Genomic DNA, 17,911 nt, shown 5'->3' on the forward strand with positions numbered 1-17,911 from the left:
GCCGCTCGCGCCGCCGGCCGGGATGCGGTGCGGCGCAGCTACGCCATTGCCGCCGACCGCCCCGGCTCGGGCATCGCGCTCGCGGAACTGGCGAGCGACCGCGACCCGGCGGGCGCCAAGGCGTTCGTCGATTTTCAGAACGACGTCACCGCCAAGGACATCCGCCTCGCGGTCCGCGAGGGCATGCGCTCGATCGAGCACGTCAAGCGCTACACCACCAACGGCATGGCGACCGACCAGGGCAAGATGTCGAACGCCAACGGCCTGGTGATCGCCGCCGCCGCCCTCGGCAAGCCGCCGCCGCAGGTCGGCCTCACCACCTTCCGCCCGCCCTACACGCCGACCAGCTTCGGCACCTTCGCCGGATACCATCAGGGCGCGACCTTCGAGGCCACGCGCAAGACGCCGGCCGACCCCTGGGCCGAGGCGCACGGCGCCGTCTTCGAGCCGGTCGCCCTCTGGCGCCGTGCCTGGTATTTCCCGAAAGGCGGCGAGGACATGCACGCCGCCGTCGCCCGCGAGTGCCGCGCGACCCGCGCCTCGCTCGGCATCTTCGACGCCTCGACGCTCGGCAAGATCGAGGTCGTCGGGCCGGATGCGGTCACCTTCCTCGAGCGCATGTACACCAATTCCTGGGCGAAGCTCGGCATCGGGCGCTGCCGTTATGGTCTGCTGCTCGGCGAGGACGGCTTCATCCGCGACGACGGCGTCGTCGGCCGCCTGGCGCAGGACCGCTTCCACCTCACCACCACCACCGGCGGCGCCGCGCGCGTCCTCGCCATGATGGAGGACTATCTCCAGACCGAATGGCCCGAGCTCAGGGTCTGGCTCACCTCCACCACCGAGCAATGGGCGGTCGTCGCCCTGCAGGGCCCGAACGCGCGCAGGCTGCTCGCGCCCCTGGTCGAAGGCCTCGACATCTCCGAGGCGGCCTTTCCGCATATGTCCGTTGCCGAATGCCGGGTCGCCGGCTTCCCGGCCCGGCTGTTCCGGGTTTCCTTCACCGGTGAGCTCGGCTTCGAGGTCAATGTCCCCGCCCGCCACGGCCTCGCCCTGTGGGAGACGCTCATGACGGCCGGCCGGCCCTATGGCATCACTCCCTACGGCACCGAGGCCATGCATGTCATGCGCGCCGAAAAGGGCTACGTCGTCGTCGGCCAGGACACCGACGGCACGCTGACCCCGGACGATGCCGGCCTCGCCTGGACCATCGGCAAGGCCAAGGCCGATTTCGTCGGCAAGCGTTCGCTGTCGCGGCCCGACATGCTGATGAAGGGCCGCAAGCAGCTCGTCGGCCTGCTGACCGACGATCCCAGCCTCGTGCTGCAGGAGGGCGCCCAGATCGTCGCCGATCCGAACGAGCCGAAGCCGATGACCATGCTCGGCCACGTCACCTCCGCCTATTGGAGCGAGACGCTCGGCCGCTCGATCGCCATGGCGGTCGTCGCCGATGGCCGCGCCCGCGACGGGCAGGTGCTGCACGTCCCGATGCCGGACCGGACGATCCCGGTCCGCTTGGTCGCAAGCGCCGCCTTCTACGATCCCGAAGGCACCCGCCTTCGTGCCGGCGAGGACACGCCATGACCGTCACGACCGCCGTGTCCGGCCCGGCGACGATCGCCGAGCTGCCGCCGGCCACCCGGATCTCGCTGCGCACGGCCGATCCGGCCGCCGCCGGCGCCGGCCTCGGTCTCGACCTGCCGGCCGGGATCGGCGCCCGCACGGCTGCCGGCCTCCGCACCGCCCTTTGCCTCGGCCCCGACGAGTGGCTCGTCGAGGCGCCGGAGGCGGAGGCGGCCGAGCTCGCCGCGTCCCTCGCCGCGCTCGCGGCGCGGTTGCCGCTCAGCGCCGTCGACATCTCCGATCGCGAGATCACCTTCGCGCTCGAGGGCCCCGCGGTCCTCGACCTGCTCGCCACCGGCTGCCCGCGCGATCTGGCGAAGCTCGCGGTCGGCTCCGGGGCCCGCACGCTCTTCGATACCGTCCAGGTCGTTCTGACCCGCGAGGCAGGGGACCGCTTTCACCTGACGGTCTGGCGCTCCTTCGCGCCCCATCTCCGCGCCCTCCTCGACAGCGCCCTCCGCGAGCTCGCGGCAGGTCTTTGAGACATGGCGAGAGGGGTTCGGACGGCGGCGGAGGCGCTGTCACTGCTCCGCGAGCTGGCGGCTGGAGCGCTCGTAGAGCGTGGCTCCCGTCTGCGCGTCGACGCCCTGCAGGCTGACCTCATAGCCCCAGAGCGCTTGGACATGGCGCAGCGTCGCGTCGCAGCTGGCGGTCTCCAGCGCGATGCCGTCATTGACCTTGTGCTGCAGCCGCAGATGCCGCTGGCCGAGAAGGTCGACATCCACGATCTGGATGTCGGCATGGCTCGCGCCGATATCGTATTTCTGGGCCATGGCGGCCCGGATCTGCTCGTAGCCGCGTTCGTTGTGGATCGAGGCCACGCTGTAGAACGAATCGCTCGCCGCATCTGAGAGCAGGAACAGCCGCCATTTCCGGATCAGGGCCGGGCTGAGATGCTGGCGTATGAAGGATTCGTCGCGGTGATTGGCCCAGGCGTCGAGCAGGATGCCGCGCCAGTCGCCCTTTCCCGCGATCTCGGGAAACCAGTCGCGATCCTCGGCGGTGGGCTCGGTCGCGATGCGCTTGATGTCCTGCATCATGTCCAGGCCCAGCGCATAGGGGTTGATCCCCGAAAAGCGGGGATCGTCGAAGGCGGGCTGGAAGACGACGTTCGCGTGGTTGCGCAGGATCTCCAGCATGGCGCCTTCGCTGATCCGGCCCTGGTCGAACAGCGCATTCATCACCGTGTAGTGGACGAAGGTCGCGCAGCCTTCGTTCATCACCTGCGTCTGCCTCTGGGGGTAGAAATACTGCGCGATGACCCGGACGATCCTCAGGATCTCGCGCTGCCAGGGCTCGAGGATCAGGCTGTTCTTCTCGAGGAAATAGAGCAGGTTCTCCTCGGGCAGGTTCAGCGCCCGCTTCCGCTCCGCGATCATGTCCTCGGCCTCGTCGGCCTTGCCGCCATCCGTCGGCCGCGGAACCGTGCGCCAGAGATCGTTGTAGGATCGCTCTTCATAGTCCAGCCGCTCGCGGAGCCCGTCGCGCTGCCGGTCGGAGGAGAGCTTCGGCGGACGCCGGTAGCGGAAGACGCCCTGGTCCATCAGGGCATGGGCCGCATCGAGGACGGCCTCCACCGCGGCGACGCCGTGCCTCTCCTCGCACCGGGCGATGTAGCTCTTGGCGAAGTCGAGATAGCCCAGGATCGCGCCGGCATCCGTCCATTGCTGGAACAGATAGTTGTTCTTGAAGAAATGATTGTGCCCGAACGCCGCATGCGCGGTCACCAGGGCCTGCAGCGCCATGGTGTTCTCTTCCATCAGGTAGACGATGCAGGGATTGGAATTGATCACCAGCTCGTAGGCGAGTCCGCGGCCGCCCTTGCGGTAGAGCAGCTCGTGATGGAGGAAGTGCTTGCCGAACGACCAGTGGCGATACATCAGCGGCATGCCGATCGATGAATAGGCGTCGAGCATCTGCTCCGATGAAATGACCTCCAGCTGCACCGGATAGACGTCGAGCTGGAGTTCTTCCTTCGCGACCGCCTCGATCACGTCGTAGGCATGCGACAGCGTCCGGAAGTTCCAGTCCGAACCGGAGAACATCAGGCCGGACCCGGGCGCAGGCTTGGTCATCCGCGTTCCCTCAGTTGCGCTGCTTTGCCGGCTGCCTGGTAAAGAGCTGGCGGAAGACCGGGTAGATGTCGGAGGCCCTGGCGATGCGGCTCATGTCGAAATTCGGCCACCTGTCCTTGACGGCGAGATAGGCCCGCCAGAGCGATGTGCCATTGTCGGTTGAGCCGAAGATCTCGCTCTCGCGCTCGTCGATGATCTCGACATAGGCGAAATACTGGCACAGGCGCATGATCTCGTTGTCCATCAGGCCGAGGCAGCGTTCGGAATCGCTGGCGAGATTGTCGCCGTCCGAGGCCTGGGCGGCGTAGATGTTCCATTCGCGGCTGGGATAGCGCTGCGCGATGACGCGCTGCATCTCCTCCAGCGCCGTCGAGACGACGGTCCCTCCGCTCTGCGTGCTGTAGAAGAAGGTGTCCTCGTCCACCTCCTGCGCCGTGTGGGTGTGGCGGATGAAGACGATCTCCGTGCGTTCGTAGCGTCGCTTCAGGAACAGGTGGAGCAGGACGAAGAAGCGCTTGGCGAGATCCTTCTCGCGCTCGCCCATCGAGCCTGAAACGTCCATGAGGCAGAACATCACGGCGTTCGCGTTCGGCTGGGGCTGGGCCTCGAAGCGGTTGAAGCGGATATCGACCGGGTCGACGAAACCGATCACCCGGCGCCGTCGCTCCAGCCGGTCGAGCTCCGCGCGCAGGGCGGTGATGCGCTGGCCGTTCGCCGCCTCCGCCCCCGCGGCTTCGAGCTCGGCGAGTTCGCGCAGGATCGCCTCGACCTCCTCGCGCCTCGGCCGCCTGAGGGCGATGCGGCGGCCATGGCTGTTGCGCATGGTGCGCGCGATGCTGATGTTGGTCGGCGATCCGCTCGCCGAATATCCCGCCCGCCGCGGCTTGAAGGCGACGATTTCCCTGAGGTTGAGCTTGACCAGGTCCGGAAGCTCGAGGTCCTCGAAGAACAGGTCGAGCACTTCTTCGCGCGACAGCACGAACCGGAAGTCGTCCTCGGACGGCTGCAACCCGGGCGACGATCCCGAGCCGCCGCCCTGGCCGGGCTTCGCGATACGGTCGCCCGGTGCGAAGTGCTTGTTCCCGGGCATGACGTATTGGCGCCGCCCGCTGTCCTTCGCCTCGCGGAAGCTCGGCTCGTCGGTGCCCCTCGATGGCAGCGAGACGGCATGCTCGCCATCTGCCTCGGCGATCTTTCCGGCCCTGATCTGGTCCTGGACGCTGCGCTTCAGCTCGGCGCGCACGCGGCGCAGGAAGCGCTGGCGATTGCCCAGGCTCTTGTCCTTCGGGTTCAGCCGGCGATCGATGAAGATTGGCATGGCTCGCCCGGGCCGCGTTCAGCCCGCCTTGTTCACGCGCATGTACCAGTCCACCAGGCGCCGCACCTGGCGCTCGGTATAGCCGCGCTCGACCATGCGCTGCACGAAGCCCTGGTGCCGCTTCTCGGTCACGCTGTCCTGCTTCGAGCCGAAACTGATGACGGGAAGCAGATCCTCGACCTGCCCGAACATCCGCTTCTCGATGACTTCGCGCAGCTTCTCGTAGCTGGTCCAGGACGGGTTGCGGCCGCCGTTCCTTGCGCGCGCCCGCAAGGTGAACTTCACCACCTCGTTGCGGAAATCCTTCGGGTTGGCGATGCCCGCCGGCTTTTCGATCTGGGACAGTTCATTGTCGAGGATCTGCCGGTTGAGGATCTGGCCGGTGTCGGGGTCCTTGTAGTCCTGGTCCTCGACCCAGGCGTCGGCATAGGCGATGTAGCGGTCGAACAGGTTCTGGCCGTATTCGCCATAGGATTCCAGATAGGCCTTCTGGATCTCATGCCCGATGAACTCGGCGTAGCGGGTCGCCAGTTCCGACTTGATGAAGTCGAGATAGGCCGCTTCCGTCTCCTTCGGGAACTGCTCGCGCTTGATCGCCCCTTCCAGGACGTACATCAGATGCACGGGGTCGGCGGCCAGTTCCTCGGTGTCGTAGTTGAAGGTCTGCGAGAGGATCTTGAAGGCGAAGCGCGTGCTGACGCCGGTCATGCCCTCATCCACACCGGCGGCGTCGCGATATTCCTGGATCGCCTTCGCACGCGGCTCCAGCTCCTTCAGGTTCTCGCCGTCATAGACGCGCATCTTGGTGTAGAGCGGCGAGTTCTCGAACTCGGTCAGCCGGGTCGAGACCGAAAACCGGCTGAGGATGTCGAGCACTTCGGGCGCGCAGGGGCTGTCGGCCAGCTCGCTCTCGCGCAGCAGCTTCTCGTAGATCTGCCGCTCCTCGGTCACGCGCAGGCAATAGGGCACCTTGACCACCAGGATGCGGTCGAGGAACGCCTCGTTGTTCTTGTTGTTCTTGAACTGGAGCCACTCCGACTCGTTGGAGTGGGCCAGCACGATGCCCTGATAGGGGAAGGCCCCGAAATTCTCGGTGCCGTTGTAGCTGCCCTCCTGCGTCGCGGTCAGCAGGGGGTGCAGCACCTTGATCGGCGCCTTGAACATCTCGACGAATTCGAGCAGGCCCTGCGTCGTCCGGTTCAGCCCGCCGCTGTAGGAATAGGCGTCGGGGTCCGACTGGCTGAAGTTCTCGAGCTGGCGGATGTCGACCTTGCCGACCAGCGCCGAGACATCCTGATTGTTCTCGTCGCCAGGCTCGGTCTTCGCGATGCCGATCTGGCGCAATCGCGAGGGCATCAGCTTGACGACGCTGAACTTGGAGATGTCGCCGGCCAGTTCGTCGAGCCGCTTCGCCGCCCATGGCGAGATCAGGCCGGTCAGGCGCCGCCGCGCGATCCCGTACTTGTCCTCGAAGAGATCGCCCATGCGGTCGGGCCGGAACAGGCCCAGCGGCGATTCGAAGACCGGGCTGATCCGGTCGCCGGCCTTGAGCGTGTAGAACGGCCGCTCCTCCATCAGCTTCTTGAGCCGCTCGGCGAGGGAGGATTTGCCACCGCCGACGGGGCCGAGGAGGTAGAGGATCTGTTTGCGTTCCTCCAGGCCCTGCGAGGCATAGCGGAAATAGCCGGCGATCCGCTCGATCGTGTCCTCCATGCCGAAGAAGTCGGCGAAGGACGGGTAGATCTTGATCGTCCTGTTGCCGAAGATCCGGCCCAGGCGTTCGTCGCGGCTCGTGTCGAGCAGCTTCGGTGCGCCGATCGCATCGACCATTCGTTCGGCGGCCGAGGCATACATGGATTTGTCTTCGCGGCAAGCCAGCAGGTATTCCTGAAGGCTCATCTCCTCTTGCGAATAGCTTCGGTAATCCTCGGAGAATAAGCGGAATACCTCGCCGTCTCTTTCGATCATGGCAGCCGTCCTGAGACAGTCGGAGCTGCCGGCGACAGCCCCGAGCATTCAACAAATAATGGTCCCGCAAGTTCCAGGTTGCAAACCGCCGCGAGGCCGGGCTCCGGAGGGGCGATCCGTTCGGTCCCGGCCGCCTCGGGTGCGTCGCCCTTTCCCGAGCCTGGGCGAACTGCTAGAGCCGGATCCGATCAGATTGACTCATCTGATCGGTGAATCCGTGTCTCACTTTTCGCTTGGAGACCGTTTTACCGATCAGCTTGCGGTGCGAGCTGATCGGAACGGGCTCTAGAGGCGGGACCCGGTCAGGCGCGGGCGGACTGATCGCGAACCCGTCTCCCACCACATTTCGAGCCTCGCGGGGAGGGATCTTGGGACATGACGACCCCGTGACGGCGAAGGCCCATGGCGGGTCCGTCGCCGCGCTCGGAGCGATCGTTGCGGGCGCCTTGGTCCTGCAGGTCGCCGGCACGATCGTGAACACGGTCGTGCCGTTGCAGATGGCGCTGGCGAGCCAGCCGCCGCTGCTGATCGGTCTCGTCGCCTCGTCCTATTCGCTCGGCTTCCTGCTCGGCTGCTTCGCCAACCCCTTCCTCGTCCGTCGGGTCGGGCATATCCGCGGCTTCGCCGTGTTCGCCGCGCTTCAGGCCGTCTCGACCCTGAGCTTTCCACTGCTGCCGGAGGCGTGGTGGGGAACATCGCGGCTGGTGATGGGCCTGGCGGCGGCCGGCCACGGCATCTGCATCGAAAGCTGGATCAGCGGGCAGGCCGACCGGGCCCAGCGCGGCCGCATCTTCGGCATCTATCAGATCCTCAACCGCATCGCGCTGATCGGCTCGCAGATCGGCGTCGGCTACGTCGCGATTCAGTCGCACGACGTCTTCCTCTTCGCCAGCATGGCCTTCTCCATCGCGCTGATCCCGGTCGCGCTGACGCGCGCCGGCGGCCCCGAGACGAGCGAAGTCGTCTCGGTCGGGCTGCGGACGCTGTGGCTGCAGGCGCCGGCCGCCGTCGTCGGCTGTCTCTATGTCGGGCTGATCGGCGGACCGCTGACCAATGTGGCGCCCGCTTACGGCATCCTTTCCGGCCTCGATCAGCGGGCCACCATCCTGCTCACGGCGAGCATCCAGATCGGCGCCCTGCTGCTGCAATGGCCGATGAGCCTGCTCGCCGACCGCGTCGCCAGCCGCCTGATCATGCTCGTCGCCACCAGCATCGTCACGCTGGCCTCGGCCGGGCTCGCCGTGCTCCTGCAGCTCGACGCCAGCCATGGCAGGGTCGGGCTCTTCGTCCTGTTCGCGCTGATCGGAGGCTGCAGCATTCCGCTCTACACGGTCGCGGTGACGCATGCCTATTTCCGCATGGGGCGCGACCACGCCGTCGGGCTGTCGGCCCGGCTGCTGTTCCTCTGGGGCACCGGCTCCGCCATCGGGCCCCTGGCCGCGACCCTGCTGATGCAGCTCATGGGCCCGCAGGGCATGCTGGTCTACCTCGTCGGGCTGTCGCTCGGCGTCGCCATCTACATCGCGCTTCGGATCTCGCGGAATCCGTCGCCGCCGCTCGTCGAGGGCGAGCGGGGCGCGACCACGCCGACCATCCCCGACATCGAGATCGCCAGGCGCTGACGTGTCGCGACGGGCGGCAATTCGACGCCGGCCGTTGCCGGCCGCTGCCCGCATGCTAGGACGGTGGTGGGTCGGTCAGGCCGGCCCGGTCCCGCAGGAGATGCACATGTCGCGCATCCGCGCCGTCGCCGCAGTCCTTCTCGCCGCGCTTGCCCTGTCGCCGCCGGCGGCACAGGCGCAGTCGCGCATCAAGGCGCTGATCGAGCGGCTGCGCGGCGACAGCATGCCGGAGGGAATCGTCAAGACGAATGGCCGCATCGAAGCGACCCAGATCGACGTCTCCTCCAAATATGCCGGCCGGCTGGCGGAGGTCACGGTCAAGGAAGGCGACGAGGTCACGGCCGGCCAGGTGATCGCCCGCATCTCGTCGCCGGAATACGAAGCGCAATTGCGGGCCGCGCAGGCGCAGGTCCTGCGCGCCCGCCAGGCCCTGGCCGAGGCCGAGGCGCTGATCGCCCAGCGCAAGAGCGACCAGATCCTGGCCAGGACCGACACCGAGCGCGGCAGGGAGCTGGTCGAGAAGGGCTATCTCAGCAAGCAGGTCTTCGACCAGCGCTCGGCCAAGGCCGATGCGGCCGACGCGGCCTTGCGGGCCGCCCAGGCGCAGCGCGATCAGGCGGAGTTCGCCATCCATGCCTCCGAGGCCGATGCCGAGCAGATCAAGGCGATCCTGGTCGATCTCGTGCTCGTCGCGCCGCGCAGCGGGCGTGTCCAGTACCAGCTCGCCAGGACGGGCGAGGTGGTCTCCGCCGGCACGCGCGTCGTCACGATCCTCGACCTGTCGGACGTCTACATGACGATCTATCTGCCGGCCGCGCAGGCCGGCCAGCTGGCGCTGGGCGACGAGGCGCGCATCATCCTCGATCCCGTGCCGCAATACGTGATCCCGGCGACGATCAGCTTCGTCGCGGCCGACGCCCAGTTCACGCCGAAATCCGTCGAGACCGCCGACGAGCGCGAGAAGCTGGTCTTCCGCGCCAAGCTCCAGCTCGATCGCGACCTGCTCGCCCGATACCATCGGCAGGTGAAGACCGGCGTGCGCGGCCTCGGTTTCGTCCGCACCTCGCCCAGCGCCAGATGGCCCGACTCGCTGGCCGTGAAACTGCCATGACGCAGGCTGCGTCCGCTGCCCGCCTGGAGGGCGTGACGCACCGTTACGGCCGCGTGCTCGCGCTCGACGGGCTGACGCTCGAGATCCCCGCGGGGCGCATGATCGGGGTGATCGGCCCGGATGGCGTCGGCAAGTCGACGCTGCTGGCGCTCGTAGCCGGGGTGCGCGCGATCCAGGCCGGCACGGTCCGCGCGCTCGACGGCGACATGGGCGTCAAGGCGGAACGCGAGGTGCGGCGCGGGCGCATCGCCTACATGCCCCAGGGTCTGGGGCGGAATCTCTATCCGACGCTCTCGGTCTTCGAGAATCTCGACTTCCATGCCAGGCTCTTCGGTCAGGGCGCCGCCGAGCGCAGGCTGCGCATCGACGAACTGCTCAGGGCGACCGGGCTCGATCCCTTCGAGGGCCGGCCCGCGGCCAAGCTCTCGGGCGGCATGAAGCAGAAGCTCAGCCTCTGCTGCGCGCTCATCCACGATCCCGACCTGCTCGTCCTCGACGAGCCGACCACGGGCGTCGACCCGCTCTCGCGCGGCCAGTTCTGGGATCTGATCGACACGATCCGCGCCCGCCGGCCCGGCATGAGCGTGATCGTCGCGACCGCCTATATGGAGGAGGCGGACCGGTTCGACTGGCTCGTGGCGATGGACGCAGGCAAGGCGATCGCCACCGGCACGCCCGCCGAGCTGCGCGAGAAGGCCGGGCAGCCCACGCTGGAGGCCGCCTTCGTCGCGCTGCTTCCCGAGGCGGAGCGCGCGCAGCATCGCGAGGTCGTGCCGCGCCCGCGGACGGTGAGCGAGGATGCGGCCCCCGCGATCGAGGCCGAGGGGCTGACGCGGCGCTTCGGCGATTTCGTCGCCGTCGATCATGTCAGCTTCCGCATCGGGCGCGGCGAGATCTTCGGCTTCCTCGGGTCGAATGGCTGCGGCAAGTCGACCACGATGAAGATGCTGACCGGCCTGCTCCCGGCCAGTGAGGGCACGGCGAAGCTGTTCGGCGAGCCGCTCGCTGCCGACGACATGGAGACGCGTCGCAATGTCGGCTACATGTCGCAGGCCTTCTCGCTCTACAGCGAGCTCACGGTCCGCCAGAACCTCGTTCTGCATGCCGAGCTCTATCATCTGCCGCCAGCCGAGATTCCGGGCCGGATCGCCGAACTTCTGGTTCGCTTCGACCTGAAGGAGGTCGCCGACGAGCGGCCCGACGGCTTGCCGCTCGGCATCCGCCAGCGCCTGCAGCTGGCCGTCGCCGTCCTGCACAGGCCGGCCATGCTGATCCTCGACGAGCCGACCTCGGGCGTCGATCCGATCGCCCGGGACGGCTTCTGGCGCACGCTGATCGATCTCTCGCGCGACGACGGCGTCACCATTTTCCTGTCGACCCATTTCATGAACGAGGCGGAGCGCTGCGATCGCATCTCCTTCATGCATGCCGGCAAGGTGCTCGCCGTCGGCACGCCGCAGGATCTGGTGCGGGAACGCGGCGTCGAGACGCTCGAGCAGGCCTTCATCGCCTATCTCAGGGAGGCGGCCGGCCTCGACGGCACTCCGGGGGAGACGGCTGCGGCGCCCGCCCCAGCGGCCCGGCCGGCGCCGCCGGCCCGCCGCTTCGATCCGCGCCGGCTCTGGGCCTGCGCCCGTCGCGAGACCATGGAGCTGCTGCGCGATCCGATCCGGCTGAGCTTCGCCTTCCTGGGGCCGCTGATCCTGATGCTGGCCTTCGGCTTCGGCATCTCCTTCGACGTCGAGAAGCTGAAATTCGCCGTCTTCGACCAGGACAGGTCGATGGAAAGCCGGCAACTCGTCGAGGCCTTCTCCAGCTCCCGCTATTTCGACGAGCAGGCGCCGATCCGCTCGGCGGCAGAGCTGGACCAGCGGCTCAGGAGCGGGGAACTCCAGCTCGCGCTCGAGATCCCGCCATCCTTCGGGCGCGATCTGCAGAGTGCGCGCGCACCCGAGCTCTCGGTCTGGCTCGACGGCGCCATGCCGTTCCGCGCCGAGACGACGCGCGGCTACGTCACCGGCCTCGCGACGCAATATGCGCAGGGCTTCGCCGCGGCCAGCGCCCCGTCGAGCCATGCCCCGACGGCCGTGACCATCGAGACCCGGTTCCGCTACAACCAGGCGTTCAAGAGCGCCAACGCCATGGTGCCGAGCGTGATCATGCTGATGCTGATCGTCATTCCGGCGATCATGTCGGCGATCGGGGTCGTGCGCGAGAAGGAGACGGGTTCGATCGCCAATTTCCGTTCGACGCCGATCAGCCGCTTCGAGTTCCTGTTCGGCAAGCAGCTGCCCTACATCGCCGTGGCGATGGGCAGCTTCGCGACGCTGGTCCTGATCGCGCTGGTCGTCTTCGCGGTTCCGGTCAAGGGCTCGGCCTGGGTTCTGGCGCTGGCGACCCTGCTCTACGTCTCCGCGACGACCGGTTTCGGCCAGCTCGTTTCCAGCTTCACGCGCACGCAGGTGTCGGCCGTCTTCGCCACGGCGATCCTGTCGATCATCCCGGCGGTCAACTTCTCCGGCCTGATGGTGCCGGTCGCCTCGCTTTCGGGCGGGGGCCGGATCATCGGCATGAGTCTGCCGCCGGCCTGGTATCAGCCGGTCAGCGTCGGTGTCTTCACCAAGGGGCTGGGAGCGTCCGAGCTCTGGCCGAACCTGCTGGCGCTCGGCGGCTTCTTCCTGCTCTTCCTCGTGGTCGCGCAGCTGGCGCTGCGCAAGCAGGAAGCCTGACATGGCCGCGCTCGTCGTCCGCCTTCAGAACATCCTGCGCCTCGTCGTCAAGGAGCTGCGCAGCATCCGCGCCGATCCGGTCATGCTGGTGCTCGTGGTCTACGCCTTCAGCATCGCGGTCTACACGGTGGCGACCGGCGTCAAGCTCGAGGCGCGCGACCTCACCATCGGCATCGTCGACGAGGACCAGTCGGAATTCTCTCGCACCCTGCTCGGCGCCTTCGGTCCGCCGCTCTTCAAGACCTCGAAGCGCATCGCCGCGACCGAGATCGACGCCGAGATGAATGCCGGCCGCCTCGTCTTCGTGCTCGAGATCCCGCCGGGCTTCCAGGCGGACCTGCAGGCCGGGCGGCAGGCGTCGCTGCAGCTCAACATCGACGCCACCGCGATGACCCAGGCCGGCAACGGCTCGGTCTATGTCCAGCAGATCATAGCGCAGGAGCTCGCGAACCGTCGTGCCGGGCGCGAGACGTCGGCCTCGCTGCCGGTCAATCTGGTCGTGCGGGCGCGCTTCAATCCCAACCTCGACTCGGGCTGGTTCAGCTCGGTCATGCAGATCCTCAACAACGTCACGCTGCTGACGATCGTGCTGACCGGCGCGGCGCTGATCCGCGAGCGCGAGCAGGGCACGGTCGAGCATCTCCTCGTCATGCCGGTCACGCCGGTCGAGATCATGCTCGCCAAGATGGTGGCGAACACCCTCGTCATCCTGGTCGCCGCGGTCGCCTCGCTCGTCCTGGTCGTCGAATGGGCGCTGGGCGTTCCGATCGCCGGCTCGCTCCTGCTCTTCGTAACGGGGACGGCGGTCTATGCCTTCTGCGTCGCGGCGCTCGGCATCCTGCTCGGCACGCTGGCGACGACGATGGGGCAGTTCGGGCTGCTCGCCATTCCGGTCTTCGTCGTCACGCAGCTGCTGTCGGGGGCGACGACGCCGATGGAGAGCATGCCGCTCTGGCTGCAATGGACGATGAGGACCCTGAGCCCGACGCCGCATTTCGTCGCCTTCTCCCAGGGCGTGCTCTATCGCGGCGCCGGCCTCGACGTGGTCTGGCCCGAGATCGCCAAGGTCGTCGCGATCGGCGCGGCCTATTTCGCCTTCGCGCTCGCCCGCTTCCGGAAGGTGATCTTTACCTGACACGGCCCGCAACCGGCGGGCGGCATTGACCTGGCGCAAGGCCGCCGCGGTTGTCTCGGCCGGAGCGGCTGTCTACCTTCCGGGAGCCGATCGACAATGCGGGTGCTTCGACCATGGCCGCCAGCCGGACCGCGACAAGGACCTCCCGCCCGCCGGCGCCGAAATCCGACGAGCTCAGCCTGCCCTGGTTCTGGCCCGTCGACGCCGCCCTGCGCCTGACCGAGCGCAACCTCGATTTCCTCTCCGAGGCGGTGAAGATCACCCGCCCGCCGCCGCCGGGCTGGGCGACGACCAATGTGGTGCGTCTCGACCTGCCGACGATGCGCCTGCGCGAATTCGGCAGCGCGGCTGCGGGAGGCATTCCCGTCCTCGTCGACGCCCCCTATGCCGGGCACGGCGCCACCATCGCCGACTACGACAAGGGCCAGAGCCTCGTCGAGACGCTGCTGGCGAACGGCCTCGACCACGTCCTCGTCACCGACTGGAAGCCGGCGACGCAGGAGATGCGCTATTTCAGCATCGACACCTATCTGGCCGAGCTCAACGCCGCGATCGACGATCTCGGCGGCGTCGTGCACCTGGTCGGCCTCTGCCAGGGCGGCTGGCTCGGCGCGATGCTGGCCTGCCGCTTCCCGCACAAGGTCGGCTCGCTCGTCCTCGCCGGCTCGCCGATCGACACCGATGCGGGTGACGGGCCGATCAAGCGCCTCGCGCACACCCTGCCGCTGCGGAGCTACCGCGCCATGGTCCGGGCCGGTCGCGGGCTGATGCCGGGCCGCTTCATGCTGGCCGGATGGAAGAACATGCATCCGGCCGAGCATTACCTCGACCGCTTCGTCCGGCTCTACCAGAACATTGCCGACAGGAACTATCTCGACCGCACCGAGACCTTCGCAGCCTGGTACGAGAATCCGCTGGATCTGCCCGGCGTCTACTATCTCCAGGCCATCGAGCAGATCTTCAAGGAGAACCACCTCGCCAGAGGCGAGTTCGTCGGGCTCGGCCGGCGCCTGAGCCTGAAGGATATCGTCTGCCCGCTCTATCTCCTGGCGGGCGCGGAGGACGACATCACCACGCGCGAGCAGGTCTTCGCCGCGGCGGAGCTCGTCGGCACGCCGTCGAAGAAGATCGAGCGGAAGCTGGTGCCCGGCGGGCATATCGGCTTGTTCATGGGCCGCAAGACGCTCGCCGAAACCTGGCCCGCCATCGCCCGCTGGATCGCGAAGCAGCGCTGAGCTCCGTCCGGCCCCTCCGAAACCCGCTTTGCCCTGGGAACCCTCGCGCGCCATGACGACGCTGTCCGCCACCGAATATTTCCAGCTCGCGCTCGGCCGCTGCGCGAACCTTCCGGCGGTGCGGACGGGGGTGGTCCATCCCGTCAAGGCCAATGTGATCGAGGCGGTGGCCGACGCGGTCCGCGAGGGCCTGATCGAGCCGGTCCTGATCGGCCCGGCCGCCCGCATCCGCGCCGCCGCGCTGGAGGCCGGCATCGACATCTCGGCCTGGCCCGTCGTCGACGCCGAGCACAGCCACGAGGCAGCGGCCAAGGCTGTGTCGCTCGCCGCCTCCGGCGGGCTGGGGGCCCTGATGAAAGGCTCGCTGCACAGCGACGAGCTCCTCGGCGCGGTCGTGCACGCCGAATCCGGCCTGCGGACCGAGCGGCGCATCTCGCATGCCTTCGTGATGCATATCGAGAGCTATCCCAAGCCCTTCATCATCACCGATGCTGCGGTCAACATCGCGCCCGATCTCGCCACCAAGGCCGATATCGTCCAGAACGCCGTCAATCTCTGGCATGTCGCGCTGAACGGCGCCGAACAACTTCCCAAGGTCGCGGTCCTCGCCGCCGTCGAGACCGTCAACCCGCATATGGGCGCCACGCTCGATGCGGCCGCGCTGTCGAAGATGGCCGAGCGCGGCCAGATCACCAACGCCGTCGTCGACGGGCCGCTCGCCTTCGACAACGCGATCAGCGCCGAGGCGGCCAGGGAGAAGGGCATCGTCTCGGCCGTCGCCGGCCACGCCGACATCCTGCTCGTGCCCGGGATCGAGGCCGGCAACATGCTGGCCAAGCAGCTCACCTTCCTCGGCGGCGCCGACGCCGCCGGGATCGTGCTCGGCGCGCGGGTGCCGATCATCCTCACGAGCCGCGCCGACAATCTGCGCGCGCGTCTGTTGTCCTGCGCGTTGGCGGTTCTTCTGGCCGAGGCGCGCCGCACGGGGCGGATCAAGTGATCGACACCATCCTCGTTCTCAACGCCGGCTCCTCCAGCCTCAAATTCCAGGTCTTCCGCAGCGGCGACCTCGGCGTGCTGGCGCGCGGCAAGGCCGTGCGTCTCGGCGAGCCCGAGCCGTCGCTGGATGCGAGCCTGGCGGATGGCGCGCCGGAGCGCCTCGCGCTGCCGCAGGGCTGCGACCACGACGCGGCGCTGTCCGCCGTCCTTGCCTTCGTCGACCGCCATGACGATGGCTGGCGGATGCAGGCCGTCGCCCATCGCATCGTCCATGGCGGCGAGGACTATGCCGCTCCCGTCCTGGTGACGCCCGAGGTCTTCCGGGCGCTGGAGGCGCTGGCGCCGCTGGCGCCGCTGCATCAGCCGCACAACCTCGCCGCGGTCGCCGCCGCCCGGCGGCTGATGGAGGGCGTTCCCAACATCGCCTGCTTCGACACCGCCTTTCATGCCGGGCACGACCCGCTGACCCACAATTTCGCCCTCGAGCAGGGACTGCGCGACAAGGGCATCCGCCGCTACGGCTTTCACGGCCTGTCCTATCAATGGCTGGCGATGGTGCTGGCCGAGCGGCATCCCGAGCTTCACGCCGGCCGCGTCGTCGCCGCGCATCTCGGCAATGGCGCCAGCCTGTGTGCCATCCAGGGCGGCCGCAGCATCGACACCACCATGGGGATGACGGCGCTGGACGGATTGCCGATGGGCACACGCTGCGGCGCGCTCGATGCCGGCGCGATCCTCTACATGCTGCAGAGCCTGGGGATGAGCCCCGATGAGGTCTCGTCCGCGCTGTACGAGCGCTCGGGGCTGCTGGGGTTGTCCGGGCTGAGCAACGATGTCCAGACGCTGCTCGCGAGCGACGACGGGCGCGCGCGCTTCGCGCTCGACTATTTCGTGCTGAAGGTGGCGCAGTTCGCCGCCGCCATGGCCGCGTCGATGGGCGGCGTCGACGGGCTCGTCTTCACCGGCGGCATCGGCGAGCATGCCGCGCCGATCCGGGGCGCGATCGTCGAACGCCTGCGCTTCCTGGGCGATCTGCCGGTGCTGGTCGTCAAGGCCGACGAGGAGCGGGTGATGGCTCTGCAGGCGAACGCGCTGCTGGGCCAGGTCGATACCGCGCAGGCGTGACTGTCCGCAGACCCCGTGCGCGCGTTCGCGGCTGCCCGTTCCGTTTCGGCAATCCCGGTCGTGCGCAATTGCGCATAGCGCAGCTTGCGCGGTTCCGCCTTACTCGTCAGTAAGCTCGTGAATACCAAGTAGAGCGAGCGGATGCCGCGGCGCCCGAGACCGCGGCTTCGAGGGGAACGCCATGGACCAGGCCGGGGAGCCGGTGCGGCTCGCGATCGAGCACGCCGTCGCCATCGTCACGCTCGATCGCCCGCAGGTGCTCAACGCGATCGATGCGCATATGGCGCGGAGCCTCGCCGCCGCGATCTCGCGCATCGCGCAGGACGGCACGGTGCGGGCGGTGCTGCTGCGCGGCGAGGGCCGGGCCTTCTGCGCCGGCGGCGATGTCGCCCGCTTCGTCGAGGGCGATCCGGCTGCCGCGATCGAAGCCATCATCGACCCGCTTCACGCCGCCCTGCGTACGCTCGACGCGCTGAAGCTGCCGACGCTCGCGGCGGTGCAGGGTCCCGCGGCCGGTGCGGGCTTCAGCCTCGCTCTCGCCTGCGATCTCTGCATCGCGGCGGAGGATGCCGTCTTCACCCTGGCCTTCGCGCGCATCGGCATCAGCCCCGACAGCTCGTCGACCTATCGGCTGCCGCGCATCGTCGGCACGCGCAAGGCGCTCGAGCTGGCGATGCTGGCCGAGCCGGTCCGCGCGCCCGAGGCGCTGGCGCTCGGACTGGTCAACCGGGTGGTGCCGTCCGCCGATCTGGCGAGCGAAGCGATGGCGCTGGCACGCCGCCTCGCGCAGGGGCCGACGGCGGCCCATGCCCGCATCAAGCATCTCGTCGGGCATTCGCTCGGCAACGATCTCGCCGCCCAGCTCGACCTCGAGCGCGCGGCTTTCCTCGCCGGCACGCGCACCGCCGACTTCAGGGAGGGTGCCGAAGCCTTCCTGGCCAAGCGGCCGGCGCGGTTCGAGGGGCGCTGAG

13 protein-coding genes are annotated in these 17,911 nt (G+C 68.3%); 10 read left to right on the forward strand and 3 right to left on the reverse strand.

Annotated elements, in window-relative coordinates:
* On the forward strand, positions 1-1,584 hold a 1,584-nt coding region (locus CS1GBM4_RS10735; RefSeq protein WP_280177704.1), incomplete at its 5' end, for a glycine cleavage T C-terminal barrel domain-containing protein.
* Complete coding sequence (locus CS1GBM4_RS10740; RefSeq protein ID WP_186418716.1) at positions 1,581-2,105, forward strand: sarcosine oxidase subunit gamma family protein; 525 nt, start codon at positions 1,581-1,583, stop codon at positions 2,103-2,105. The genes CS1GBM4_RS10735 and CS1GBM4_RS10740, both read left to right, overlap by 4 nt.
* A 39-nt stretch (positions 2,106-2,144) precedes the next feature.
* On the opposite strand, the gene CS1GBM4_RS10745 is transcribed toward CS1GBM4_RS10740, so the two are convergent.
* Genes CS1GBM4_RS10745 through CS1GBM4_RS10755 form a run of 3 tightly spaced genes read right to left on the reverse strand, consistent with a single transcriptional unit; the run spans position 2,145 to position 6,984 of the window.
* Positions 2,145-3,698: a SpoVR family protein gene (locus tag CS1GBM4_RS10745; protein ID WP_186418717.1), complete on the reverse strand. Its 1,554-nt coding sequence runs from the start codon at positions 3,696-3,698 to the stop codon at positions 2,145-2,147.
* A gap of 10 nt (positions 3,699-3,708) precedes the next feature.
* Positions 3,709-5,016, reverse strand: coding sequence for a YeaH/YhbH family protein (locus CS1GBM4_RS10750; protein ID WP_186418718.1), 1,308 nt, complete (start codon positions 5,014-5,016; stop codon positions 3,709-3,711).
* 18 nt (positions 5,017-5,034) lie between these two features.
* Positions 5,035-6,984, reverse strand: coding sequence for a PrkA family serine protein kinase (locus CS1GBM4_RS10755; protein ID WP_186418719.1), 1,950 nt, complete (start codon positions 6,982-6,984; stop codon positions 5,035-5,037).
* A gap of 368 nt (positions 6,985-7,352) precedes the next feature.
* Here CS1GBM4_RS10755 and CS1GBM4_RS10760 point away from each other — a divergent pair, with 368 nt between their 5' ends.
* The 8 genes from CS1GBM4_RS10760 (at position 7,353) to CS1GBM4_RS10795 (ending at position 17,910) form a co-directional block, all read left to right on the forward strand.
* A complete protein-coding gene (locus tag CS1GBM4_RS10760) occupies positions 7,353-8,606 on the forward strand; it encodes an MFS transporter (protein WP_186418720.1) in 1,254 nt (417 codons plus the stop codon).
* A gap of 106 nt (positions 8,607-8,712) precedes the next feature.
* Positions 8,713-9,717, forward strand: coding sequence for an HlyD family efflux transporter periplasmic adaptor subunit (locus tag CS1GBM4_RS10765; protein ID WP_186418721.1), 1,005 nt, complete (start codon positions 8,713-8,715; stop codon positions 9,715-9,717).
* Complete coding sequence (rbbA, locus tag CS1GBM4_RS10770; protein WP_186418722.1) at positions 9,714-12,446, forward strand: ribosome-associated ATPase/putative transporter RbbA; 2,733 nt, start codon at positions 9,714-9,716, stop codon at positions 12,444-12,446. Before CS1GBM4_RS10765 ends, rbbA begins: the two co-directional genes overlap by 4 nt.
* 1 nt (position 12,447) lies before the next feature.
* Positions 12,448-13,581 carry an ABC transporter permease gene (locus CS1GBM4_RS10775; protein WP_186418723.1) on the forward strand — a complete coding sequence of 378 codons (1,134 nt, stop codon included), beginning with the start codon at positions 12,448-12,450 and terminating at the stop codon, positions 13,579-13,581.
* A gap of 113 nt (positions 13,582-13,694) precedes the next feature.
* Entirely contained in the window at positions 13,695-14,816 is a 1,122-nt protein-coding gene (locus tag CS1GBM4_RS10780; protein ID WP_186418724.1) for an alpha/beta fold hydrolase, read from the forward strand.
* A 52-nt stretch (positions 14,817-14,868) separates the two neighbouring features.
* Positions 14,869-15,816, forward strand: a complete 948-nt coding sequence (locus CS1GBM4_RS10785; protein ID WP_186418725.1) for a bifunctional enoyl-CoA hydratase/phosphate acetyltransferase — start codon at positions 14,869-14,871, stop codon at positions 15,814-15,816.
* Positions 15,813-16,940: an acetate/propionate family kinase gene (locus tag CS1GBM4_RS10790; protein ID WP_186418726.1), complete on the forward strand. Its 1,128-nt coding sequence runs from the start codon at positions 15,813-15,815 to the stop codon at positions 16,938-16,940. Before CS1GBM4_RS10785 ends, CS1GBM4_RS10790 begins: the two co-directional genes overlap by 4 nt.
* Before the next feature lie 181 nt (positions 16,941-17,121).
* Entirely contained in the window at positions 17,122-17,910 is a 789-nt protein-coding gene (locus CS1GBM4_RS10795; RefSeq protein WP_186418727.1) for an enoyl-CoA hydratase-related protein, read from the forward strand.
* Position 17,911: the final 1 nt, after the last annotated feature.

The organism is Allobosea sp. CS1GBMeth4 (assembly GCF_900185715.1).
Classification (GTDB): Bacteria; Pseudomonadota; Alphaproteobacteria; order Rhizobiales; family Beijerinckiaceae; genus Allobosea.